Source organism: uncultured Roseibium sp., assembly GCF_947496995.1.
Classification (GTDB): domain Bacteria; phylum Pseudomonadota; class Alphaproteobacteria; order Rhizobiales; family Stappiaceae; genus Roseibium.
In genome coordinates this window covers 26,035-49,758 of sequence record NZ_CANMFD010000006.1, presented here as the reverse complement: position 1 = coordinate 49,758, position 23,724 = coordinate 26,035, and the positions used below count along the sequence as shown (strand labels likewise).

Genomic DNA, 23,724 nt, shown 5'->3' with positions numbered 1-23,724 from the left:
GCAGGCGGTAGAGATAATGAGTGATCTGGACCTGAAATTCGATGTCGTCGTTATCGGTGGTGGGCATGCGGGCTGTGAAGCTGCCGCCGCTGCTGCCCGGCTCGGTGCGTCAACCGCGCTGGTCACGCACAGGTCTGACACGATCGGAGTGATGTCGTGCAACCCGGCAATCGGCGGCCTGGGGAAGGGGCATCTGGTTCGGGAGATCGATGCACTCGATGGACTGATGGGTCGTGTTGCCGATCAGGGCGGTATCCAGTTCCGGATGCTTAATCGCCGCAAGGGGCCTGCGGTGCGCGGCCCGCGGGCCCAGGCCGACCGGAAGCTTTACCGCGAAGCCATGCAGCGCGAAATCTCGGCAATCGATAATCTGACTGTGGTTGAAGGCGAAGCGCATGAATTGCGGTTCGATGGCGCCGGAGACGACCGGACCATTTCCGGTATCGACCTGAGCGACGGACGGATCGTTTCCTGCAAGGCAATCGTTCTCACCAGCGGCACCTTTCTGCGCGGCCTGATCCATATCGGTGACAAGAAGATCCCTGCAGGGCGCTCCGGTGAAGCGCCGGCCATGGGGCTGTCCGCTTCGCTCGAGGAAATCGGTTTCGACCTCGGCCGTCTGAAAACAGGAACTCCGGCCCGGCTGGACGGACGGACGATCCATTGGGATCGGCTGGAGGAACAGCCCGGCGATGATGACCCGGTACCGTTTTCCACGCTGACGGACAGGATCACGACACCGCAGATCCCGTGCCACATCACGCGCACGACCCCGGAGACCCATCGGATCATCCGGGAAAACCTATCCCGTTCGGCGATGTATTCCGGCGAGATAAAGGGCCGGGGGCCACGCTACTGCCCGTCGATCGAAGACAAGATCGTCCGGTTCGGGGATCGGGACGGGCATCAGATCTTCCTCGAGCCGGAAGGCCTCGACGATCATACGGTCTATCCGAACGGTATCTCGACCTCGCTGCCCGAAGACGCGCAGATCGCTTTTCTGAAAACGATCCCGGGTCTTGAAGATGTGGTTGTCCTGCAGCCGGGCTACGCGATCGAATACGATCATGTCGATCCGCGCGAGTTGCGGCAGACGCTGGAAGCCAAACGCTGCCCGGGACTTTATCTCGCCGGCCAGATCAACGGTACGACAGGCTATGAGGAAGCGGGCGCCCAGGGTCTCGTGGCGGGGCTCAACGCCGCCCTGCGTGTTGCTGAAAAGCCGCTTTTCATCGTGGACCGGTCCCAGGGCTATATCGGCGTGATGATCGATGACCTGGTTACCAGAGGCATTACCGAGCCCTACAGGATGTTCACCTCCAGAGCGGAATACCGGCTGTCGCTTCGTGCCGACAACGCCGACCAGCGACTGACACCGCTGGGCATCGCGATCGGCTGTGTGTCCCAAACCCGGCGGGAGGCCTTCGAGGCCAAGCTGGCGCGCCTGGAAGAGGCTCGGGCGCTCCTGACGCGGCTTGTCGTGACGCCGTCCGAGGCGCAGAAGCGGGGTCTGCCGGTCAATCAGGATGGTATCCGCCGATCCGCCTTCGATCTGCTTTCCTATCCGAATGTGACTTACGACGGGCTCACACTCGTCTGGCCTGAGCTCAAGGACATAGATCCGGCCATTGCCGAACAGGTGGCGACGGATGCGCTGTATGCGGTTTATCTCGACAGGCAGATGGCTGATATCGAAGCTCTCAAGCGGGACGAAGCCTTGAAGATCCCGGATGGTTTCGATTACGGAGCAATCTCCAGCCTCTCCAATGAAGTCCGGCAGAAGCTGCTGGATGTCCGTCCGGCAACCCTTGGTCAGGCTTCCCGCATGGACGGTATGACACCTGTGGCGCTTACCCTGATCCTATCGTATCTGAAGCGGAACAGTCAGCGGGGAGCGGCATAATGAGCCGTTCCGACGTGTTGAATACCTCTGGACAGGTTGTGTATAAATATGGGGATGTTTCACGTGAAACTCTGGAGCGTCTGCAGGTCTATGTGGACCTCGTTCTCAAGTGGCAACCCGCACAAAACCTGATCGCACCGTCGACGATCCCGGATATCTGGACCCGGCATGTGGTCGATAGTCTTCAGACTTTGTGGACTTATCCAGAGGCAAGGACCTGGGTGGATATCGGCAGCGGCGCCGGATTTCCCGGGGTGGTCACGGCGATCCTTCTGGCCGACGACCCCGAAGCCCATGTGCACATGATCGAGAGCAATCAACGCAAGGCCGCCTTCCTGAGAACGGCGCTTCGTGAGACGGGTTCGAAAGGCACGGTTCATCCGGGCAGAATCGAATCGGTTGCGAAAGACTGGTCGCTAGGGAAAGTCGATGCGGTCTCGGCCCGCGCGCTCGCGTCGCTGGAAACGCTTTTTCAGTTATCGGAACCTTTCACAAGGGAGGGAGCGAAAGCTGTTTTCCACAAAGGTCAGGATTTTCAGAGAGAAGTTAACGAAGCCTCTGCCCGTTGGGACTTCGATCTGGTAGAAAAGGTAAGTGTTGTAGATCCAACGAGCCGGATGCTTCTTTTTTCAGAAATTTCAGCCCGGTCTGAGTAGCCCAGGAAGGTCTGGTGGCAATGAACATGCTTCCCGAGTCGCCGCGCGTTCTCGCGCTTGCAAACCAAAAGGGCGGAGTGGGTAAAACCACGACGGCCATCAATCTCGGGACGGCTCTGGCTGCCATCGGGGAAAAGGTCCTGGTGATCGATCTCGATCCTCAGGGCAACGCGTCGACCGGCCTCGGGATCGAGCGGAGGGACCGCGGGCTCTCGACCTATGAAGTCCTGAGCGGCGATTGCTCGCTGGCGGAAGCCGTGCGCGAAACAACCGTGCAGCGGCTGTGGGTCGCGCCCTCGACGATGGATCTGCTCGGTCTGGAACTTGAGATCGCAGCGACCACCGACCGGGCGTTCCGGCTGAGGGCTGCGATCGAAGCGCTGAGCAAGTCACGGCTGTTCCAGGAAATCGGTTTCACCTATGTGCTTGTCGATTGCCCGCCGTCGCTCAACCTGCTGACCATCAATGCTCTTTCGGCGTCACATTCCATCCTCGTTCCTCTGCAATGTGAATTCTTCGCGCTTGAAGGTCTCAGCCAGTTGCTCAGCACCGTTGAGCAGGTGAAGAATGCTCTTAATCCCGAGCTCAGCATTCATGGCATCGTGCTGACCATGTACGACAGCCGCAACAACCTCTCCAGCCAGGTGGTCGCCGATGTGCGCGAGACCATGGGCGATGCTGTTTACGATACCGTGATCCCGCGCAATGTGCGTATTTCGGAAGCGCCGTCCTACGGCAAGCCGGTTCTGCTGTACGATCTGAAATGCGCCGGCAGCCAGGCTTATCTGCGCCTCGCTTCGGAAATCATTCAGCGCGAGCGCGAACTTCGGCGCGTGGCTGCCTGAGCCGGTTCGAATCGGATCCGAACTGATGAATAACGCGCGTGACAGCATTCGAGGCACAGCTGTCGCGTCCTAATGTATTGAAATATAAGAAGAAAAAGGTGCGGTATGGCGGAAAGAGACGTCAAGAGCAAGCGTTTGGGCCGTGGCCTGGCGGCCCTGATCGGGGATTCGGCTCCCGAAGCAGCGGCGGAGCCGGAAAAGTTCTTTCGCGACACACGCAAGGTGCCGATCGAACATATCGAACCCAATCCACGCAACCCGCGCAAAACCTTTACCGATAAAGATCTTGGCGATCTCTCTGAATCCCTGAAGTCCAAGGGCATTGTCCAGCCGATCCTGGTCCGCCCGGCGGCCGGTAAAACCGACCGTTTTGAGATCATCGCGGGGGAACGCCGCTGGCGGGCGGCGCAGCGCGCCGGTTTGCACGAAGCTCCGATCATCATTCGCGATGTGACCGATCAGGAAGCGCTCGAGCTTGCCATCATCGAAAACGTTCAGCGCGCCGATCTCAATCCGATCGAAGAGGCGATGGGCTATGAGCAACTCACCGCGGAGTTCAGCTACAGCCAGGGCGAACTGGCGAAGGTCATCGGCAAGAGCCGCAGCCATGTCGCCAACACGATGCGGCTCCTGAAGCTTCCCAATTCGGTGAAGGATTATCTGGCCGAGGGACTGCTGACGGCCGGACATGCGCGCGCCCTGATCACCGTGGACGACCCCGCGGCGCTGGCCGAGCTGATCGTGGAAAAGGGCCTGACGGTTCGCGACGCAGAGAAGATCTCTCAGGACCCGGATGCGCTCGCCAGAATGAAGGGCGACAAGGCACCCGGCGAAAAGCCGCAAAAGGATGCCGATACCAAGGCTTTGGAAAAGCGTCTCAGCGACACGCTCGGCCTGAAAGTGAGTGTCGGACACAAACCGGGTAAGGAAACCGGCGACCTGAAAATCAAGTACACGTCTCTGGAACAACTCGACGAACTGTGCCGGAAGCTCGGAGTCGAAAACCGCTAAGCTGTTCTAATATTTGGTAGAATTTCGTTCCCGGGCTCCTGCCAAGCGGTGGGGTGCCTGGAAAGACCTGCGGTGCTTCGCCGGGCTGCTTTCCAGTTCGTGGCAGGTCTACCTGTATTTCAGCATGTCCGGGAAAAAGTTGTATTTCAGAGAATCTTCAATGAGCTGCAAGGTCAGTTTTCTGTCCGGAACATCGCTCTTCGACATAATCGCCTCTTCGATCTTCTCGCCCAGTTTGACCCAGCCCTTGTCTATGAGAGATGGAATACGCTGAAGCGCGTCGTTTATTTTCCTGTCCAGGCCCAATTCGTTGGCGATATAGGCAAGTGCTCCTGAAATAACCAACGCCCCCACGATCAGGATGCCCGAGGCGACTAGTCCCGTGCCGATCACGATCCCCGTTGCCAGACCGATGCCCCACATGATGAGCTGGGTGATCACCGAGATTATTCCGGTGGTGGCAAAGACCCCGAGCAAGTCCCTCCATTGCCGTTCGTCGTCGAGAAATGTCGATACGATCTCTATGGGGACCGTGAAGATTATGTTGAGTTTGAGCCCGTGCTTCAGGTTTTTGACCTGTTTCGGCAGGCTTAGGCCCAACTCTGCCACCTTGGGGTTGGTTGGCAGGAATTTGATGCCGGGAAGGAGAGGCCTCAATCCGGCTCTGCCCGTGATCACGACATACAGCTTGCCGTTGACCAGCTTGACTTTCGCCTTTTGGCCGACGCCCAGTTTGGCAAAAAAATCCTGCCGTCCTGCTTCGCTTTTCAGAGCAGCGATGGCATCGACCAGGCTGGGGAGCGGGCCCTGGCCCTGTGCGCTGGACTTGAGTTTTTCCATCGCCAGGATGCCGAATTCCTCAAGGCTGAAAATCCCCAGTTCCTCCCTGGTCGCAGCGCTGCCTGTACCCGGGTCCAGGGTGCCGTGATTTTCCTTTTCAGCTTCAGACTCCAGAGAATACTGGTGATGCAGATAATCAAACAGATCCTGAGGCAGTTCAATTGCCCAGAATTTGAATCCGATCTTCCCGGCGACACGCCTGACCAACTCTTTGGGATCATCCTCCAGAACGCACAACGGGCCGTCATCCAGGGTCGCAAGTCTGAACTTCTGGATCTCGGCTTCGGTCATTACGAGAAGATGTTTGTTGAAGCGGGCGAGGAAATCGTCCTCGTCTCTGATGACCAGGCGGGCAATGCCCGGAAATTTCAGAATATAGTCGAACTGTTCGGGCCGCCCGATAATGAGAACCGAGGCCGAATTTCGGAAAACATAAGTGAAATCAAGCCAGGTACCAAGCATGCCGACCGCCCGTAAGTAGATATATCAGGAATACTATTCAGTCCGGTTTTCCTGAACAAGAGAGCAATGAGCCCGCTCCGGGTTCCCATCAACTGTCCTTGGTACAACGTTCAGGCAATGTGCGCCGGCAACCGAAACCGATGCGGATTGGTGGGGCTCAGGTCTGTTAGCGCCGCTGGTTGCGGGCTCTCGCGGCACGGCCTAATGTCAGCAGTGCTTCTGACAGAACCGGGACGCCAAGCGGGTCGTTCAGACGCGAGATCCTGGTGGCTTCGCTGAGGATGCCCATCGCGCGCTCGAGATCCTTCAGCGACCATATGCGCAGCTGCTGCGTGAAACTTGCCTTGCGGGTGAAGAATATCGGCGGCCGTTGGCTGTCGACGACCTGCTGGGCATTCCTGCCGTTGTCGATATCGATTCGCATCCGGTGCAAATGCTGGAAATGTTTCAACGCCTGATTTGCGATCACCGAGGCCTTGGAACCAGCTTCCGACAGCCGCTCAAGACCGTGATCCAGCAAGCCGAGATTTCCGGATGCGGCGGCGTCGATCAGCTCGGAAGTTTCAAATGCCGAAGCGTCGCCGATAATGGCTTCGATATCCTCACTCTCGATTCGCCCCTTGCCGAGGGCATAAAGGCAGAGTTTCTTGAGTTCACCGCGGCTGGCCATGCGATCGCCGCCCAGAAGGCTGTGCAGCGCGGATCGGGCCTCGCGGGTAACGGTCAGTCCGGCTTCCCTCGTCTCGTCGTCGATCAGCTGATCGATGCCGCGATCGTTGTCCGCATAACAGGGCAGTGCGACTGCGCGCTTGTGGGATTCGACGAGTTTGCGAAGACCCACCCCTTTCTTGATGTCGCCGGCTTCCAGAACGACCAGGGTCTGCCAATCTTCCAGTTTGAGGACCGGCTCCAGGGCGGGGTTGAGATTTTTACCTCCTGCGTCCTTCACCCACACGATCCGCCGTCCGCCGAAGAGAGGCACGGTCAGCACTTCGTCGATCAGTCGATCCGCATCCGAACTGATGTCCGCGGCGTCGATCTTGATGAGATTGAACGGATCGTCTTCGCCTTCCGAGGCCTTCTTGACCAGACGTGCCGCCCGTTCGGAGACGAGGCCGGTGTCGGGACCGAAAATCAGAACGACTCCGCCATCCGCAGGCGGATTGGCGACGTACCGGTCAATTTCTCCGGCTTTCAGGACGGTCAAGGCCGGTCGGCTCCCACGATTAGCTGTTGTTCAGGGCATCCATCCTGCGTTCGGATGACTGCCGGGAGGATGCTCCGGAACTTCCAGACCGGTCAACAGTCAGGCCGCAATCGGTTTCGATTACAGGTCTTTCTCAGGACCGGCTGGCAAAATAGCCGGCGATCCGGGCGGAAATATCGTCTGCAACGGCCTTTGCCACCCGTTCCTGTGCATTCCGGTAGGCGCGCTTGTTGGCAAAGCGCTGGTTCGAAAAGTCATAGGAGGCGGATTTGAAGGCCCGGCCGGTCAGGAGTGTTTCATTGGTGTTGATGTCGCTGAGAACGAAGGTCGAGTTCATCGTGGTCGTATAGGCGGAGGGAACATCCGCGAACCGTTCCACACCGACTTCCGAGCTGCCGACATCCATCAGGACCTTCAGGCGGTATCTCTTCGCCGGTGACCCTGCACCTCGTTCAAACCGGTAGATGAGTTCGTTGTAGAGCACCCGGGAGGCGTCGTCGTTCGCGAACTGGCTGGGAATGGAATCGAGATCGATTGCCGCCATTTCCGCGGTAACGGGCGAGGTGCCACCACCGAATTCGCCGGTGCTTGTGCCGTAAAGCGGGCGTACCTGACAGGCGCCCAGTGTCATGGCCACGCCAAGGGCGGCGCAAAGGGTCACGCGCCGAAGCACGTTGCTGCTCCTGAAGATGTTGTCAAACAACGACATTCACGATCCTTTGCGGTACCACGATGAGCTTTTTCGGCGAACTTCCGGCCAGCGCCTTCTGAACGATGTCCAGCGCCAAGGTAGCCGCTTCGACCTCCTCTTTGGAAGCCTCTTTTGCAATGGTCAGTTCACCGCGCCGTTTGCCGTTGATCTGGATCGGGTAGGTGACGGAAGCCTCGACGAGGAGAGCTTCGTCGGTTTGCGGCCATGCGGCTTCGGAAATCAGGTTGTCGTGACCGATGGCGGACCAGCATTCTTCCGCCAGATGCGGCATCATCGGTGCCATCATGTGCACCAGGAAATCCGCGGCCTCGCGGACAGCATATTCCATCGCGCTGTCGTCCAGGCTGTCGTTCAGTGCCTTGCCGATCGTGTTGACGAACTCATAGAGCCGCGCGACCGCGCGGTTGAAGCCGAGGTTCTCCAGATCGTTGGAAACCGCGGCCAGGGTCTTGTGGCTGGCGCGGCGCAGCTCCAGTGCCTTGCCGGAGACTTCGGGGGCCTTGCCTCCGCGCGGTTCGGTCTTTTCCGAGATGTCGCCGATCAGACGCCAGACGCGCTGCACGAACCGCCAGGCGCCCTGGACGCCGTCCTCGGTCCAGATGACGTCGCGTTCCGGCGGGCTGTCGGACAGCATGAACCAGCGCGCAGTATCGGCGCCGTAGGTATCGATGATATCGGTCGGGTCGACAGTGTTCTTTTTCGACTTCGACATTTTTTCAATCGAGCCGATGGAGACTTCGTCACCGGTGTCCAGCAGAACTGCCCGCCGGCTGCCGTTGTCATCCTCGATACGGATTTCGGTAGGGGAGACCCAGCGGCTGTTGGCGCCTTCGCCGAGCCGGTAGGTTTCATGGGTCACCATTCCCTGAGTGAAGAGACCCTTGAAGGGTTCCTTCAGGTCCAGGGCGCCGACCTTCTGCATGGCTCTTGTAAAGAAACGCGAATAGAGCAGGTGCAGGATCGCGTGTTCGATGCCGCCGATATACTGATCGACCGGAAGCCAACCGTTGGCGGCCTCGGGATCCGTCGGCTGGTCGCAGTCCGGTGCCGTGAAGCGGGCGAAATACCATGAGGAATCCACGAAGGTGTCCATGGTATCGGTTTCGCGCTTCGCCGGTTTGCCGCAATTCGGGCAGCTGGTCTCACGCCAGGTTGGATGGCGGTCGAGAGGATTGCCAGGCTTGTCGAAATTGATATCTTCCGGCAGTTCAACCGGCAGGTTTTCATCCTTTTCGGGAATGACGCCGCAGTCATCGCAGTGAATGACCGGGATCGGGCAACCCCAGTAACGCTGACGCGAGATGCCCCAGTCGCGCAAACGGTAATTCACCTGGCGCGCGGCCTGCGGAGCACCGTCAACCTTGACGGCTTCCAGCTTGCCGGCAATGGCTTCCTTCGCATCGGGAATGGACAGACCGTCCATGAAGTCGGAATTGAAGATGGCGCCCTCGTCGGTGAAAGCGTCGTCGCCAATTTCGAAGGTCGCGGGATCGGCTCCGTTCGGCAGGACGACGGGCTTGACCGGCAGACCGTATTTGCGGGCGAAATCCAGGTCGCGCTGGTCATGGGCTGGACAGCCGAAAATGGCGCCGGTTCCGTAGTCCATCAGGATGAAATTGGCGACATAGACGGGCAGCTCGATCGAGCTGTCGAGCGGGTGCTTGACGCGAAGACCGGTGTCGATACCCTTTTTCTCTGCCTTTTCAATGGCTTCCTCGGAGGTGCCAACTCTGCGGCATTCCTCGATGAAGGCTTTGAGCTCAGGATTGTCCTCTGCAACCCTGACCGAAATCGGGTGATCGGGGGAGAGGCCCATGAAGGAAGCCCCGAACAGGGTGTCCGGGCGTGTCGTGAAGATCTCCAGGGTCTTGTCACCCGTCGGAGCCGCCTGCGTGAACTCAAACCGGATGCGCAGGCCTTCAGACCGGCCGATCCAGTTCTTCTGCATCAGGCGCACCTTGTCCGGCCAGCGGTCAAGATCGTCGATCGCCTCCAGCAGTTCCTCCGAATAATCGGAAATGCGGAAGAACCATTGGGTGAGTTCGCGCTGCTCGACAAGCGCACCCGAGCGCCAGCCGCGGCCGTCGATGACCTGTTCGTTGGCCAGCACGGTCATGTCGACAGGGTCCCAGTTGACCTTGGCGTTCTTGCGGTAGACCAGACCGGCCTTGAGAAATTTCAGGAAGAGGCGCTGCTGCTGGGTGTAGTATCCTACGTCGCAGGTTGCGAATTCCCGGCTCCAGTCGAGGGACAGACCCATGATCTTGAGCTGGTCGCGCATGGCGGCGATATTGTCGTAGGTCCAGTCTTTTGGATGAACATTGTTCTGCATCGCGGCGTTTTCCGCGGGCATGCCGAAAGCGTCCCAGCCCATCGGGTGGAGAACGTTGAACCCCCTGGCGCGCTTGTAGCGGGCAACGACATCGCCCATGGCATAGTTGCGCACATGGCCCATGTGAATGCGCCCGGACGGATAGGGGAACATTTCAAGGACATAATATTTATCGCGCGGATCGTCGTTGTGAGTGACGAAAACGTCCTTGTCGTTCCAGATCTTCTGCCAGCGCGCTTCTACTTCGCGCGCGTTGTACCGTTCCGTTGCCATCAAATGCGCCGTCTGTTCCTGCCGCCTGAACCGGCGGAATTCCTGAATGATTGACTGCCGGACTGTCACCAGAAATCATGTCCGGGGTCAACATGTGAGAAGAGATTGATCTCGCTGTTGCCTGTTTATTTCGCAATGCCGCATTCGTAAAGCTATCGGATCGCAGATCCGGCAGAAGAAATACGTGCCGGGTCGGCATATTTATCCCAGATGTCCTTCATCAGGGCTCCATCCGGGTGGGCCTTGCTGAAAAGGATGTAGAGCGGGAAGATACGGATCGGCTCCGACATTGCGATGGCTTCCGCTTCGTCTTTGAGCACGGCGTGGCTGTGGGCCAGGCCCACACGGTCGATTTCGATATAAAGATCCGCCCGGCCGTGTGCGAGCATGTTCCAGGCCTGTTTTTCCTGCGGTACCGCCTGGAAGAGGACCCCCGCCTCCTCGAGCGGCGTCTCGTACCAGTAACCGGGAATGCCGACGACCGTCAGCCCGCGTGACTCGATTTCCTCGAAGGACAGGTCTTCAAGGCCGTCCGGGAACCGGTCCTTGCGGTAAAAATAGACGTATCTGGCCAGATCTATGGGCGTTTCCGGGTAGATGAAGTCCAGGGCTCTGTCCTTCTTGTAGATCCAGGAGAAAGTCGCGGGCATGCTGCCGTGCCGCGTCATTTCCAGCGATCGGAGCCATGGAAAGAACTCGAAATCGACGTCATGTCCGGCGGCTCGGAATGTCTCGGCGACTTTTCGTGCGTGCAGGCCAAAGCCGGGGGCGTCCTGTGACGTGAAGGGTGGCCAGTCGCCAATCGCGAAGGTGAAGGTTTCCGACTTCGCGGCGGTGTTCTGGAGAACAAACGCGAGAAACACTGCAAATATGCGAAGTCCACCCGAGGTCATTCGCAATTCCGGGAATGATACTGGTCCATGGAGGCGGATCGTGGGCAAAACAAATGAATAAAAGCGTAAGAATTGTCTGCAAATGGAAAGAACTCCAAGAAGGGCCAAGAAGGGTTTGAAGGGATTTTCATGAATCTGCTATGAGGTGACAGGATCGATACCGGCTTCAACTCGCTTGACCGGTGCCTTCCCTGGTTCAAAACCCCCGTCCAACTGGAGCATTTCATGGTGTCTGCAACCGAACGTCTGGAAGAGGTGAAGGCCGATATCCGCAGCTCCGAGACCATGCATAACCGCAAGGAGGGCTCTGTTAGCCTGATCGCGGTATCGAAGACCTATGACGCGGATGTCATCCGTCCGGTTCTTGCGGCAGGGCAGCGCATGTTCGGTGAAAACCGGGTGCAGGAAGCGATGGGCAAATGGCCGGCTTTGCGCGCGGAATTTGACGGGATCGAACTGCATCTGATCGGGCCGCTGCAATCGAACAAGGCGAAGGAAGCCATTGCGACCTTCGATGTCATCCAGACAATCGACCGGCCGAAGATCGCCAGGGCGCTGAAAGCGGAAATGGACAGGCAGGGAAGGGATCTGCCCTGTTTTATCCAGGTGAACACGGGCGAAGAGGCTCAAAAGGCCGGCATTGCTCCCGGGGAAGTGGACGCCTTCGTCAAGGAATGCCGGGAAGAGGTTGGGCTGAAGATCGTCGGTCTGATGTGCATTCCGCCGGTGGACGAAGCGCCGGGAGAGCATTTCGCGCTTCTGGAAAAGATCGCCGGGCGCAACGGCTTGAGCCAGCTCTCCATGGGCATGTCTTCGGATTACAAGACCGCCATCGGTTTCGGTGCGACCTGTGTTCGTGTCGGGTCGGCGATTTTCGGCGCGCGGGATTATGCCTGAAGGTCCGGGCAAGTTGCCGAGATAAACGCATTGATTGTGATCGGCAGCCGTACATCCGCCTGAAATCATCGAAAATGACATGATTTCGACCGGCCGGTGGCTGAATTGGCATTGTCAGTCACAACAATGCCGTGACCTTTCCCAAGAGCAGCCCTTCGGCCGCCGAGATCTGCAAGCAGTGTCTGGCTGTTCCGGTTCAGCGGGTCGCAGGGGCTCGGTGGATGGACGGAACGCAAGGCTTGCCGAGCTTGAGCAGATTGATGCTCACCAGCGCAGACAAGCCTGAAAAACCAAACCCTTGGAGGTTATCTCATGTCCAAACGTCTTACAGCTGCTCTTCTTGTCGGTGCTTTCACAGTGTCCACCGCAGCGCTCGCACAGGGCATGTCGTTTGATGCTGTCGACAGCAATCAGGATGGTTTCGTCACCTTCGAAGAAATTTCGGCTGCTGTACCGAGCTTGTCCGAAGACGACTTCAATGCCGCCGACATGAACCAGGACAGCCTTCTCGATCCGGACGAATTCGAAGCCGTCCAGCCGTAAATCCGGTTTCGGGCAATTGCCCCTTCCGCTGTGCGCACAGCGGAATTTCCTGACCACTGCCGGGATGAAAGTCCCGGCAGTGGTTTTCTGTTGGCTCAATCGAGCCAGAAATCTGGCGTCAGCAACAGGATTGCGGCGATGATCTCAAGCCGGCCGATAATCATTTCCACGGCCAGGAACCACTTGGCGGTATCCGGCAGTGTCTGAAATGTTCCCGACGGACCGATGATATTGCCGACGCCAGGACCGACATTCGCCAAAGCCGTGATCGATGCGCTCAATGCGGTTTCCAGGTCGAGATCCAGCATCATGTAAATCACGGAGAACGCCGCGAATGCACCGGCGTAAAGAACCGCGAAAACCAGAACCCCCTCAAGAACGTTGCCGGAGACCGCGTGTCGCTGATACCGGGGTTCCGCCACCCGGTGCGGACGCACGATCCTGTGCAACAGGGCGTGAATATAGCTGATCAGGATCGCGATGCGGAACATCTTGAAACCGCCTGCGGTCGAGCCGCTGCAGCCGCCGAAGAAGGTCAGAACGAAAAAGATCGCGATCACGGCCGGTCCGAACTGCAGATAATCGTTTGCCGCATAGCCGGTCGTCGTGATGACCGAGACAACATTGAACACCGCCAGGGTGAACATGTGGAACGGCGTGTCATGGACGATGAAGCGCTCGAAGTAAAATACCCCGAAGGAGGCTGCGGTCACGAAGAAAAGCAGGAGACCGACCTGAACGTCCCTGTCGAAATGTCTGCGTTCCAGGCTTCTGATCAGATACAGGAACGGTATGCTGGACAACAGCATGAACAGGCTTGCGACCCAGTAGACCGCCGTTCCGGAAAACTGGGAGAAGGACTGGTCCGAGGTGGAAAAACCGCCTGTGGAGACCGTTGTCATGGAATGGACGATGGCGTTGAATATGCTCATGCCGCAAAGCCGGTAGAGAAGCAGGCACCCGAGAGTCAGGCTGCCGTAAAGCAGGAGCAGCCGATAGACGAACGGCGCGATCTTGCCGTAGGGCTTGCTGGTTTTTTCCGACGATTCCAGCGCAAACAGCTGGCTGCCACCGACCCTCAGCCCCGGCAGCAGCCAGATCCCGAGGGCAACGACCCCGATGCCACCGACCCATTGCAGCAGGGCACGCCAGAGCAGGATGCCCGGCGGAAATTCATCCAGACCGGTCAGCACGGTCGAACCTGTCGTGGTCAGCCCCGAGGCCGCTTCGAAAAAGGCGTCGGTAAAGCTGATCCCCAGACCGCTGAAATAGAAGGGAACGGCTCCGGCGAAGGAAAAAGCGAACCAGGAGGCGTTCACGAATACAATCGCTTCGCGAAAATGGATCGGCGGTTTTTCGCCCCGAAAAGCCATCGTCATCAGGAGACCGGCTGTTCCCAGGACCAGGCCGGAGACAAGAAAGACGCGCCAATCCGGGTGCGCCGCAAAGGCGTCGGCGATTGCGGGGATGATCATCAACAGGGAAATCAGGATGAGCAAACGGCCGATCGGTAAGGCTATGGCTCGAAAATTCATTCACCGAGCATCCGCAATGGACGGCTGTCCGCAGGGCAGTCGTGCGGTTTCAGATGACGCCCTTATCTGCTTGTGCACCGCAAAATGCAAGGACCCGGATACGGGGCAGGCAGCAAGCCTACCCGGTTGCGCGTCCTTGCGGCCGTATTGACCATGAAATGTGCTTTTGCAAGAGTGGCTGCCGAGCACTTTCGTACCTGAAGCGAAAGGCTCTTTTGGGAGGAACAAGATGAAAGCATTTTCCTGGGCGCTGGGCGCCGCAGTGGCACTCGGCCTGTCGGCCGGTTCGGCGCAGTCTGCCGACACGACCCTGCGTATTTCGCTGCAATTGCCGCTGACGAGCCACCTGGGCCAGAACCTTCAGCTCTTCAAGGAGGAGGTGGAGAAGACCTCGAACGGCGACATTGCGGTTGAGATCTACGATTCCGCGCAGCTCTACAAGGACAAGGAAGTCCCGGCAGCCGTCGGCTCCGGTGCCATCGAGATGGGCGTTGCTTCGCTGACACGTTATGTCGGCGACGTATCCGCGGTCGATATTTTCTATCAGCCCTTCCTGTTCGACACGGAAGAAAAAGTGCGCGCGGCCGTTGCGCCCGGCTCGCCGGTCCGCGGTCCGCTCGACGAAGCCATCGCGGAAACCGGTTCGACCGTGTTGTGGTGGCAGGCCTATGGCGGCGCGATCATGTTGTCCAAAGACGGTCCGGTCAAAACGCCGGCCGACATGAAGGGCAAGAAGGTACGCGTTTTCGGCAAGACGCTCGGCGACTTCGTTACGGCCGCCGACGGGGCACCGACGCTGATTTCCGGCTCCGAGCAGTATCTGGCCTATCAGCGCGGCACGGTGGATATCGGCATGACTGGCGTTTCCGGTGTCAAATCCCGCAAGCTGTGGGAGGTGATGGATACGATCACCGTCACCAATCATGCCGATATCGAGTTCATCGTCGTGGTGAACACGGATTTCTGGAACGGGCTGCCGGAAGAGCACAGGGCGATCATTGAAGCCGCAGCGCTGAAGGCAGAGGCCGATGTGCGCGACCGGATGTCCAAGATCGAGGCCGAGGCCTACGCGGAAGCCGAGAAAAACGGCATGACGATCTATTCCCCCACGGAAGAAGAGCTCGAAGCCTGGCAAGCGGTCAGCCAGCCGGTTTATGACGCTTATATCGAAAAGTCCGGGGACCTGGGCAAGACGGTGATGGACGCGGCGAAAAAACTCTGACGCGGATACCACCATCTTTTGGCGGCGGCCGGATGCCCTCCGGCCGCCGCCGGCATCCGACATCTATTCTTTTATGAACCCTCCGGTGGCTGCAGGTCCCGGTGCCGGGGAATGCCATGAAAACCTTTTCGCATCTCTTGAAGGCGCTTGCCTGGATCGCGGCGCTGCTGTTTTTCGCAGCCGGCGCCATGCTGACCTACGAGGTCACGGCGCGATACCTGTTCGTCGCCCCGACGATCTGGGCCGCGGAACTGTCCCAGCTCTGCCTCATCTGGGGAACCATGATCGCCATGCCCTGGCTGCTCGAGGCCAACCGCCACATTGCCGTGGATGTCGTGACCGACCGGATGGGCCCTCGGGCGCGGACGGTCTGCCGGATCCTGTCGATGGCCGCGGTCGCGCTCCTGAGCGCCTTCGTCGCCTGGAAGGGCGGCGGCATCTTCCTTGACTCCTTCGAGCGCGGGCGGACCACCGGCTCGATGCTGGACATGCCGACCTGGGTATCGGAGCTGGCGATCCCGGTCGGGTTTTCGCTGTTGCTCCTGCAGGCGCTGATCGAACTGACGCGGGCGTCCGGCGGACATGACGACGCTGATAACAGCCGGGACGGCGAGGTTTCCGCATGACAGTCGTGCTCATCCTTGTAGCGCTGTTTGCGCTGTTGCTGATCCGGGTGCCGGTGGCGTTTGCGCTGGGCGGGCTTGGCCTGGCGCTGCTGATGCTGGGCGGATTTTCGCCCCTGATGGCGCCCCAGGCGATCCTGTCGACCCTCGACGGCTTTATCCTGCTGGCGGTGCCGCTGTTCCTGCTGATGTCGAACATTCTGCTGAAAGGGGGTGTCGGCCGGGACCTGTTTGCGGCCGTTCATGCCTGGGTCGGCCATTGGCCCGGGGGGCTTGCGGTTGCCACGATCATCTCCTGCGGGATCTTCGCCGCGATTTCCGGGTCTTCCGTCGCCACGGCCGCGACTATCGGCACCGTCGCGATACCGGAAATGATCGGCCGCGGCTATCAGCGGCGGTTCGTCTACGGCCTGCTTGCCGCGGGGGGAACCCTCGGCATTCTGATCCCGCCCTCCATCCCGATGATCGTCTATGCCTTCGTCACCGAACAATCTGTGCTGGATCTGTTTCTTGCCGGTATCGGGCCGGGGATCCTGCTGGTGGTGCTGTTCATCGCCTTTTCCATGATCTATGCGCGCTGGTTCGGCGGTTTCACGCCGGAGCCGGCGGCCGGATGGCCCGAACGCTTCCGGGCGACGCTGAAGGCCCTGCCGTCGGTCTTGCTGGCGACCTATGTCATCGGGGTGATCTATACCGGTGCCGCGACGCCGACGGAGGCAGCCGCACTCGGTCTTGCAGGTGCATTGGCGATCACACTGGCAATGCGCCGGCTGAGCTGGACCGGTTTCCGCGAGGCGATCTTCGAGAGCATGGCAACGACGGTTGCCATTCTTCTGATCGTCGCCGGCGCCAAGGTGTTCGGCAAGGCGATCACGCTCTATCGTATTCCGCAGGAGATTTCGGTCTTCATCGGCCAGAACATCGATACGCAGCTTGGCTTCATCCTGGTGGTCTCGGTCGTGCTGCTGATCATGGGGCTCGTGTTCGAGGCGCTGTCCATGGTCCTGATCATGACGCCGGTATTGCTGCCCGCTGCGATGCTGCTCGGATTCGACCCGATCTGGTTCGGTGTTTTCATGGTGGTTATGGTGGAATGTGCGCTGATCACGCCGCCGGTCGGGCTCAATCTCTATGTCATTCAGTCGGTTGCCAAGGCCAGCCTGACGGATGTTTCGCGCGGCGTGCTGCCGTTCCTGCTGATAATGCTGCTCTCGGCGGCCATTCTTTACGTATGGACTGACCTGGCGCTGTATATCCCCTTCAAACTCTGAGGTTTTCTGACCATGCCGTCTCCGGCCGAAACTCTCCGCGCCCTGCTGGCGCAAGACACGCTTCATGTCATGCCGTGCTGCTACGATGCGCTGTCCGCAAAGCTGATCGAACAGGCGGGTTTCGACCTGACCTTCATGTCCGGGTTTGCCGCCTCGGCGTCTCGGATCGGTGAGCCGGACCTCGGGCTGATGTCCTACGGCGAGGTGCTCGATCAGGCACGGAATATCACCGACGCCGTGCGGATCCCGCTGCTGGCCGATGGCGATACGGGATACGGCAATGCCATGAATGTCCGCCGGACGGTCGCCGGAATGGCAAAGGCCGGCGCGGCGGCGGTGATGATCGAGGATCAGGTCGCGCCGAAAAGATGCGGTCATACGCCCGGCAAGGCGGTGGTGACGCGCGAAGAGGCCTTCGACCGGATCCGGGCGGCACAGGATGCCAAGGAGGCGGGCGCCGATATCCTGATCCTGGCTCGCACGGACGCCCGTCATGACCACGGGCTTGGTGAAGCAATCGCGCGGGCCGCGAAATTCAAGGAGCTCGGCGCGGATATCCTCTTTGTCGAAGCGCCGAAGACCGTTGCCGAAATGGCGGAAATCTGCCGGGAGCTTCCGGGTCCCAAGATGGCGAATATCGTTGAAGGCGGCGAGACTCCGGACCTGTCTCACCGGGAGCTTCAGGAACTCGGATATGCAATCGCCGCCTATCCGCTGACCCTGATGGCCAGCGCCATGAAGGCAATGGTGACGACGCTGGAGAAACTGAAGACGGACGAGGACCGCACGCCCGACCTGATGGATTTCAAGGAGCTCCGGCAGAGGATCGGCTTCAACGACTATTACGAAGCGTCCGCGCACTACGAGACCTCGCGGCGCTGATCCAGGGGGAAGGTCAAGGGTTCGCAAGGGCGCGAAACGGCAAACACGTAAGAAAATTGTAATTTTTACGCATGAGACTCGAGAGGGTCACGCCCTTCCGACTCCAGATCGATCCGGCCGGACGAAACGGTCTGCATGTCACGATCCTGGTCCAGGGCAATGTTCAGCTCGGGGTGCATGATGCCGTCAGTTCTTTTCCGTCCGAATATCAATCGGCGTGCGTTTCTCGCGGGGACGGCGGGCACGCTTGTTCTGCCGGGACTGCTGACCGGCATGGCAAGGGCGGCAACCGAGCGGCCATCCCTGCCCATTCCTCGGCAGCTGTTTCCTGATTCACAAGGCAATATTTCGCTTCGTACCGTTGCCGGCGAAATGAGTTTCATCGATGGATTGAAAACGCCGACTTATGGCATCAACGGCCCGTATCTCGGACCGGCGATACGGGTCCGCAGGGGTGACACCGTCGCCATGAATGTCCGCAACGAACTCGACGAGCCGATCACCATGCATTGGCACGGGTTGAAAATTCCCGGCAAGGACGATGGCGGTCCGGCGGAGCCTATCCATCCGGGGGCGTCCTGGGAGCCCCGGCTGAATATCGATCAGCCCGCGGCGACATGCTGGTTTCATCCGCATTATTATCCCACGACCGCCGAACAGGTGATCAAGGGCCTTGCCGGGCTGTTCGTGATTGACGACGACGAGGCCGATGCGCTGGGGCTGCCGTCCGAATGGGGGGTGGACGATATTCCGATCATCCTGCAGGACCGCAGGTTCAACAAGGACGGTTCGTTCTTTCACCGCTTCAACATGGCGGCCATCACGGTCGGCTATGTGGGGGACACCATGCTGGTGAACGGGTCCGTCTATCCGCAGGCCCGTACCGCCAAGGGCTGGTTGCGACTGCGCATCCTGAACGGTTCGAACGCCCGCAGCTACAAGCTGGCCCTTTCAGGCGGCAAGTCGTTCTTCGTGGTCGGCAGCGATGGCGGTCTGCTGTCCGAGCCGGTCGAGCTGAAAGATCTGATGGTCAATGCGGGCGAACGCTACGAGCTGCTGGTCGATGCCCGGGATGGCAATGCCTTCGATCTCATGACGCTTCCCGTCGATCAGATGGCCATGAACCTGCCGCCGTTCGACAAGGCGTTGGCGGTCATGACCTTCCGGCCGGAGGACAAGGATGGGAAGGGCCGGCTGCCCGACAGCCTGGTGAGCCTGCCGTCTCTCGCGGACCTTCCGGCTGACGCGAAGACCCAGAAACTGGTCTTCGGTATGAACATGGACAAGGAAGGCATGGGCATCTTCATGAAGGCCGGTCTTCCGAAACTGATGGAAAACGGCGAAATCAATGGCGAAATCGCCGCTGCCGTAACCAGACTTCTGGTTGACGGGCCAAAACTGCCGAAAGATGTTCAGTTGTCGGCGAACACGATCAACGGAAAATCCTTCGCGCTGGACCAGGTCAATTTCGACGTCGCCATGAACCGGGAACAACGCTGGATATTTTCCGAGGGAACGGACGCCATGGAGCATCCGGTGCATGTGCATGGCTGTCAGTACCGGATTGTTTCCGTAAACGGAAAGGCGCCTCCGGCCTATATGGCGGGCTGGAAGGACACGGCGTCGATATCAAAAGGCGGAACCGTCGAGATGCAGGTACGCTTCGACTATCCGGCAACCAGGGACAGACCCTACATGGCCCATTGCCACATCCTGGAACATGAGGATTCCGGCATGATGGCGGCGTTTACCGTTTCGTGACGGATGCTGCCGGAAAATCCGGCGGGTTTCCTTGACTCTCCCTATGCTTTCAGGCATAGACCCCCGAACTCCATATGAGTGACTGACAATTCGAGCCACCGACCGGGACCCGCAAGGGTTAAAGAGATCCCGGAGGTCAACATCCGACAGCGCGATGCGCCCTCGGATGGCAAACTGCTTTGCGCAGGTCGACCGGCTTGGATTTGAGGCTGCATTCGCCCATATGGATTCGGGAGATCTCCCGAAAATGACGACCTGAGGACCTGTTGATGTTTGAAAGCCTGTCCGATCGATTAAGCGGTATTTTCGACAAGCTCACCGGCCGCGGTGCGCTGTCGGAAAATGACGTCAACGAAGCGCTGCGCGAAATCCGCCGCGCGCTCATCGAGGCTGACGTTGCCCTTCCGATCGTAAGGTCCTTCACCGACAAGGTCCGCAACCGGGCCGTCGGCGCGGAAGTCGTTAAATCCGTGACGCCGGGCCAGATGGTCGTGAAAATCGTTCACGACCAGCTTGTCGAAATGCTCGGTGAAGAAGCCCAGCCGATCGATCTGAACGCACCGGCGCCGGTGGCGATCATGATGGTCGGCCTGCAGGGCTCGGGTAAAACGACAACAACCGCCAAGCTGGCACGGCGTCTTACCCAGCGCGACAAGCGCAAGGTGCTGATGGCGTCGCTGGACACCCGCCGTCCGGCCGCCCAGGAACAGCTGAAGGTGCTGGGCGAACAGAACGGTATCGATACGCTGCCGATCATCGAAGGGCAGGGACCCGTCGAGATCGCCAAACGGTCGATGTCCGCAGCCAAGCTCGGCGGTTACGATGTGGTGATGCTGGATACCGCCGGCCGCATCCATATCGATGAGCCGCTGATGGTGGAGATGGCCGACGTCAAGGCCGCCGCCCAGCCCCATGAAATTCTGCTGGTCGCCGACTCCCTGACAGGTCAGGACGCTGTCAATCTCGCCAAGAGCTTCGACGAGCGGGTCGGCATCACCGGTATCGCGCTCACTCGTATGGACGGTGATGGCCGCGGCGGCGCCGCCCTTTCCATGCAGGCAGTGACGGGCAAGCCGGTCAAGCTGATCGGGACGGGCGAAAAATCCGACGCGCTGGAAGATTTCCATCCCAAGCGGATTGCCGACCGCATCCTGGGAATGGGCGATATCGTGTCGCTGGTTGAAAAGGCGGCCGAAGCCATCGATGCGGAGCAGGCCGCGAAGATGGCGAAAAAGATGCAGAAGGGTCAATTCGACCTGGACGATCTCGCCGAGCAGCTCAAGCAGATGGAAAAACTTGGCGGCATGGCCGGCATGATGGGCATGCTGCCGGGTGTCGGCAAAATGAAAAAGCAGATCGAGGCATCGAATATCGACGACAAGGTGTTCAAGCGCCAGGTCGCAATCATTCAGTCGATGACGGCTGTTGAGCGCCGCAAGCCCGATATTCTGAAGGCGAGCCGCAAGAAGCGTATCGCCGCCGGATCCGGTGTTCAGGTGGCCGAAGTCAACAAGCTTCTGAAGATGCATCGCCAGATGGCCGACATGATGAAGTCCATGGGCAAGAAAAAAGGCATGCTCGGCAAGCTGATGGGCGGCATGGGCGGCGGTATGCCGGATGTCGATCCGAAAGAGCTTGAGGAAATGGCCAAATCCGGCCAGTTGCCGGGCGGTATGGAATTGCCGAAAGGCCTTCCGGGCGGGATGGCTGGCGGATTTCCCGGTGGACTGGGCGGAGCCGGGCTGCCGCCGGGCATGCCGGGTCTTCCGGGCCTCGGCGGTCCGAAACTGCCCGGCCTGCCGGGCATGGGCAAGGGCAAGAAACGATGAGCATGAGCGAAGCGGAAACCCGGCTGGGTGAAAGCCCGGCGATGGAGGAACTGAAAGCACTCAGGGCATCCATCGACAATATCGACGCGGCGCTGATCCACATGCTGGCCGAACGTTTCAGATGCACCCAGAAAGTGGGTGTCCTGAAAGCAACCAACGACCTGCCGCCGGCCGACCCGGCGCGGGAAAAGATTCAGATCGAACGGCTGCGGCAGCTTGCTTCCGACGCCAACCTCGATCCTGATTTTGCCGAGAAATTTCTGAACTTCATCGTTCGCGAAGTGATCCGGCATCATGAAGCCATTGCCGCTGAAGCCGGCAACTGAAAAACTGGAGAAAACAACATGGCTACGAAAATTCGCCTGGCACGTGGCGGTTCCAAGAAGCGCCCGTATTACCGCATCGTTATTGCAGACATCCGCGCTCCGCGTGATGGCCGCTTCATCGAGAAGGTCGGTTCCTACGACCCGATGCTGCCGAAGGATTCCGAAGACCGCGTCAAGCTCGATGTGGAGCGGATTCAGTATTGGCTCGGCACCGGCGCCAAGCCGACCGACCGTGTTCACCGTTTCCTGGATGCCGCAGGCCTCCTGAAGCGCGAAGCGCGCAACAACCCGCAGAAAGCCGAGCCGGGTGCGAAGGCGAAAGAGCGTGTTGAAGCCAAGCGTCTGGCCGAAGAAGCAGCAGCAGAAGCTGCAGCAGCACCGGCGGAAGAAGCTGCTCCCGAAGCACCTGCCGCTGAAGAAGCCGCTGCAGAATAAGCGCAGCGATCATGGTCGAATTGACCTGTTTACAAGAGCAACCGGTCCGCGCCCTTCAGGGCGCGGCAGGTTTCGGGATCTGCTGAGATGAGCGTATCGGACGATCAAAAAGTTCTGATGGCCCTGATCGGTGCGGCCCATGGCATTCGCGGCGAAGTCCGGGTCAAGCCGTTCGGCGACGACCCGCTTTCCTTTACCGACTATGGCGTCCTGACAACAAAGGACGGGGCACGCTCTTTCGAAGTTGAAAGCGCGCGCGCGAAGAAGACGGTCGTGATCACCAAATTCAAGGGGATCGTCGATCGGAACCAGGCGGAAGAGCTGAACGGCATTGAGCTTTATATCCGCCGGGACCAGCTTCCCGAGGCCGGGGAAGACGAATTCTACTATTCAGACCTGAACGGACTTGCCGTGATCGACCAGTCCGGTGAGACGCTTGGGAAAGTCATTTCGGTGCAGGACTTCGGTGCCGGGGATCTCCTGGAAATCCGCCCGAGGCGGGGCGGGACATTCTACATCCCGTTCACCAGGGAGTTCGTGCCGGAAGTCAGTCTTGCGGAAAAACGGCTGAATGTGGTTCTGCCGGAAAACTATTTTTCCGAAGGCGAGCGGGAACCGTCCGAAGACTGACCGGAGAAATAGCGTGTCGGCACCGGTTCAAGTCCCATCTGATCCAGATTCAATTCTTCCGCCGGTTCATCCTGAACGGCCTGCCTTTTCTCCGAACGGATGAGGGCGATCAGCGCAACAACCATCGCCACCCCGACGCCGTTTGCGACAGTATCCGGCAGCGACATTTCGTGATGCGGCAGCAGCCCTTGAACAATTTCGCCCGCGATCCCCATGCCGAAGGCCAGGACGGCCGAAATACGCAAGCGGCAGCAGAACAGGGCATGGATGCTCAGGGTCAGCAGGGCGAAAAACCCGATATGAATGACCTTGTCGTATGGATGACCGACACCGGTGTTGAACACCAGCCCGACCAGGATGCCGAAGGTGATCAGAATGGCCAGCGGTGCGACCCGGCTGAAGGAAATGTCCAGATAATGCCGGTCGATCCGGTCCTGTAAAAAGGCAGGGAGCTTCACGCGCAATGAAGGGAGTTTGACCACAGTGGTATATCCGGTTGAATCACTCCCCGATAATCGCACGCCGACCCTTAATCAGAACTTTCTCTTCGGCAAATAACCTGTTGATCGGACGCCCTTTTGCCAGTCTGGTTAACAATTTCCTAGCGCTGGCTGCTTTCAATCGGACGCAGACAAG

The 23,724-nt window shown here is 59.3% G+C and carries 22 protein-coding genes; 15 read left to right on the top strand and 7 right to left on the bottom strand.

The genetic code is table 11. From position 1 onward, the window contains the following. The first annotated feature begins 16 nt into the window (after positions 1-16). From mnmG to Q1B40_RS21365, 4 genes are all read left to right on the top strand, one after another. Positions 17-1,903 carry a tRNA uridine-5-carboxymethylaminomethyl(34) synthesis enzyme MnmG gene (gene mnmG / locus Q1B40_RS21380; RefSeq protein ID WP_299819297.1) on the top strand — a complete coding sequence of 629 codons (1,887 nt, stop codon included), beginning with the start codon at positions 17-19 and terminating at the stop codon, positions 1,901-1,903. Between the two features lie 71 nt (positions 1,904-1,974). Next, positions 1,975-2,559: a 16S rRNA (guanine(527)-N(7))-methyltransferase RsmG gene (rsmG, locus tag Q1B40_RS21375; RefSeq protein WP_299819738.1), complete on the top strand. Its 585-nt coding sequence runs from the start codon at positions 1,975-1,977 to the stop codon at positions 2,557-2,559. Positions 2,560-2,579: 20 nt separating this feature from the next. Beyond that, positions 2,580-3,404 (top strand): ParA family protein, encoded by an 825-nt coding sequence (locus Q1B40_RS21370; protein ID WP_299819735.1) that lies wholly within the window; start codon positions 2,580-2,582, stop codon positions 3,402-3,404. A 105-nt stretch (positions 3,405-3,509) separates the two neighbouring features. Then, positions 3,510-4,415 carry a ParB/RepB/Spo0J family partition protein gene (locus tag Q1B40_RS21365; RefSeq protein ID WP_068408461.1) on the top strand — a complete coding sequence of 302 codons (906 nt, stop codon included), beginning with the start codon at positions 3,510-3,512 and terminating at the stop codon, positions 4,413-4,415. Positions 4,416-4,523: 108 nt separating this feature from the next. Here the strand turns inward: Q1B40_RS21365 and Q1B40_RS21360 are convergent, their stop codons facing one another. From Q1B40_RS21360 to Q1B40_RS21340, 5 genes are all read right to left on the bottom strand, one after another. Then, positions 4,524-5,717 carry a hypothetical protein gene (locus Q1B40_RS21360; RefSeq protein WP_299819287.1) on the bottom strand — a complete coding sequence of 398 codons (1,194 nt, stop codon included), beginning with the start codon at positions 5,715-5,717 and terminating at the stop codon, positions 4,524-4,526. 166 nt (positions 5,718-5,883) lie between these two features. Further along, a complete protein-coding gene (holA, locus tag Q1B40_RS21355; protein ID WP_299819284.1) occupies positions 5,884-6,924 on the bottom strand; it encodes a DNA polymerase III subunit delta in 1,041 nt (346 codons plus the stop codon). A gap of 133 nt (positions 6,925-7,057) precedes the next feature. After that, the gene (locus Q1B40_RS21350; protein ID WP_299819281.1) at positions 7,058-7,633 is read right to left on the bottom strand and encodes a hypothetical protein; all 576 of its coding nucleotides are present in this window, start codon (positions 7,631-7,633) and stop codon (positions 7,058-7,060) included. Further along, on the bottom strand, positions 7,620-10,241 hold the full coding sequence (gene leuS, locus Q1B40_RS21345) for a leucine--tRNA ligase (RefSeq protein ID WP_299819278.1): 2,622 nt from the start codon (positions 10,239-10,241) through the stop codon (positions 7,620-7,622). The genes Q1B40_RS21350 and leuS overlap by 14 nt, the downstream gene beginning before the upstream one ends. A gap of 152 nt (positions 10,242-10,393) precedes the next feature. After that, positions 10,394-11,134, bottom strand: a complete 741-nt coding sequence (locus Q1B40_RS21340; RefSeq protein WP_299819275.1) for a hypothetical protein — start codon at positions 11,132-11,134, stop codon at positions 10,394-10,396. Between the two features lie 225 nt (positions 11,135-11,359). Between Q1B40_RS21340 and Q1B40_RS21335 the strand changes: the two genes are divergently transcribed. Continuing rightward, entirely contained in the window at positions 11,360-12,031 is a 672-nt protein-coding gene (locus Q1B40_RS21335) for a YggS family pyridoxal phosphate-dependent enzyme (RefSeq protein ID WP_299819272.1), read from the top strand. 312 nt (positions 12,032-12,343) lie between these two features. Then, a complete protein-coding gene (locus tag Q1B40_RS21330; protein WP_299819269.1) occupies positions 12,344-12,574 on the top strand; it encodes a hypothetical protein in 231 nt (76 codons plus the stop codon). A 95-nt stretch (positions 12,575-12,669) separates the two neighbouring features. On the opposite strand, the gene Q1B40_RS21325 is transcribed toward Q1B40_RS21330, so the two are convergent. Next, positions 12,670-14,109, bottom strand: coding sequence for a TrkH family potassium uptake protein (locus Q1B40_RS21325; protein WP_299819266.1), 1,440 nt, complete (start codon positions 14,107-14,109; stop codon positions 12,670-12,672). Between the two features lie 229 nt (positions 14,110-14,338). Between Q1B40_RS21325 and dctP the strand changes: the two genes are divergently transcribed. The 9 genes from dctP (at position 14,339) to rimM (ending at position 23,088) form a co-directional block, all read left to right on the top strand. Then, on the top strand, positions 14,339-15,331 hold the full coding sequence (dctP, locus tag Q1B40_RS21320; protein ID WP_299819263.1) for a TRAP transporter substrate-binding protein DctP: 993 nt from the start codon (positions 14,339-14,341) through the stop codon (positions 15,329-15,331). A gap of 116 nt (positions 15,332-15,447) precedes the next feature. Continuing rightward, positions 15,448-15,957 carry a TRAP transporter small permease gene (locus tag Q1B40_RS21315; RefSeq protein ID WP_299819260.1) on the top strand — a complete coding sequence of 170 codons (510 nt, stop codon included), beginning with the start codon at positions 15,448-15,450 and terminating at the stop codon, positions 15,955-15,957. Then, positions 15,954-17,225 (top strand): TRAP transporter large permease, encoded by a 1,272-nt coding sequence (locus Q1B40_RS21310; RefSeq protein ID WP_299819257.1) that lies wholly within the window; start codon positions 15,954-15,956, stop codon positions 17,223-17,225. The genes Q1B40_RS21315 and Q1B40_RS21310 overlap by 4 nt, the downstream gene beginning before the upstream one ends. Positions 17,226-17,237: 12 nt before the next feature. Then, complete coding sequence (locus Q1B40_RS21305) at positions 17,238-18,107, top strand: isocitrate lyase/PEP mutase family protein (protein WP_299819254.1); 870 nt, start codon at positions 17,238-17,240, stop codon at positions 18,105-18,107. 180 nt (positions 18,108-18,287) lie between these two features. Continuing rightward, a complete protein-coding gene (gene cueO, locus Q1B40_RS21300; RefSeq protein WP_299819251.1) occupies positions 18,288-19,868 on the top strand; it encodes a multicopper oxidase CueO in 1,581 nt (526 codons plus the stop codon). A 269-nt stretch (positions 19,869-20,137) separates the two neighbouring features. Beyond that, entirely contained in the window at positions 20,138-21,697 is a 1,560-nt protein-coding gene (ffh, locus tag Q1B40_RS21295) for a signal recognition particle protein (RefSeq protein ID WP_299819248.1), read from the top strand. A gap of 41 nt (positions 21,698-21,738) precedes the next feature. Continuing rightward, positions 21,739-22,023 (top strand): chorismate mutase, encoded by a 285-nt coding sequence (locus Q1B40_RS21290; protein ID WP_068408777.1) that lies wholly within the window; start codon positions 21,739-21,741, stop codon positions 22,021-22,023. A gap of 18 nt (positions 22,024-22,041) precedes the next feature. Continuing rightward, positions 22,042-22,458 (top strand): 30S ribosomal protein S16, encoded by a 417-nt coding sequence (rpsP, locus tag Q1B40_RS21285; protein WP_299819245.1) that lies wholly within the window; start codon positions 22,042-22,044, stop codon positions 22,456-22,458. A gap of 87 nt (positions 22,459-22,545) precedes the next feature. After that, a complete protein-coding gene (gene rimM, locus Q1B40_RS21280; protein WP_299819242.1) occupies positions 22,546-23,088 on the top strand; it encodes a ribosome maturation factor RimM in 543 nt (180 codons plus the stop codon). On the opposite strand, the gene Q1B40_RS21275 is transcribed toward rimM, so the two are convergent. Further along, the gene (locus tag Q1B40_RS21275) at positions 23,049-23,570 is read right to left on the bottom strand and encodes an antibiotic resistance protein VanZ (RefSeq protein WP_299819239.1); all 522 of its coding nucleotides are present in this window, start codon (positions 23,568-23,570) and stop codon (positions 23,049-23,051) included. The genes rimM and Q1B40_RS21275 overlap by 40 nt on opposite strands. Positions 23,571-23,724 lie beyond the last annotated feature (154 nt).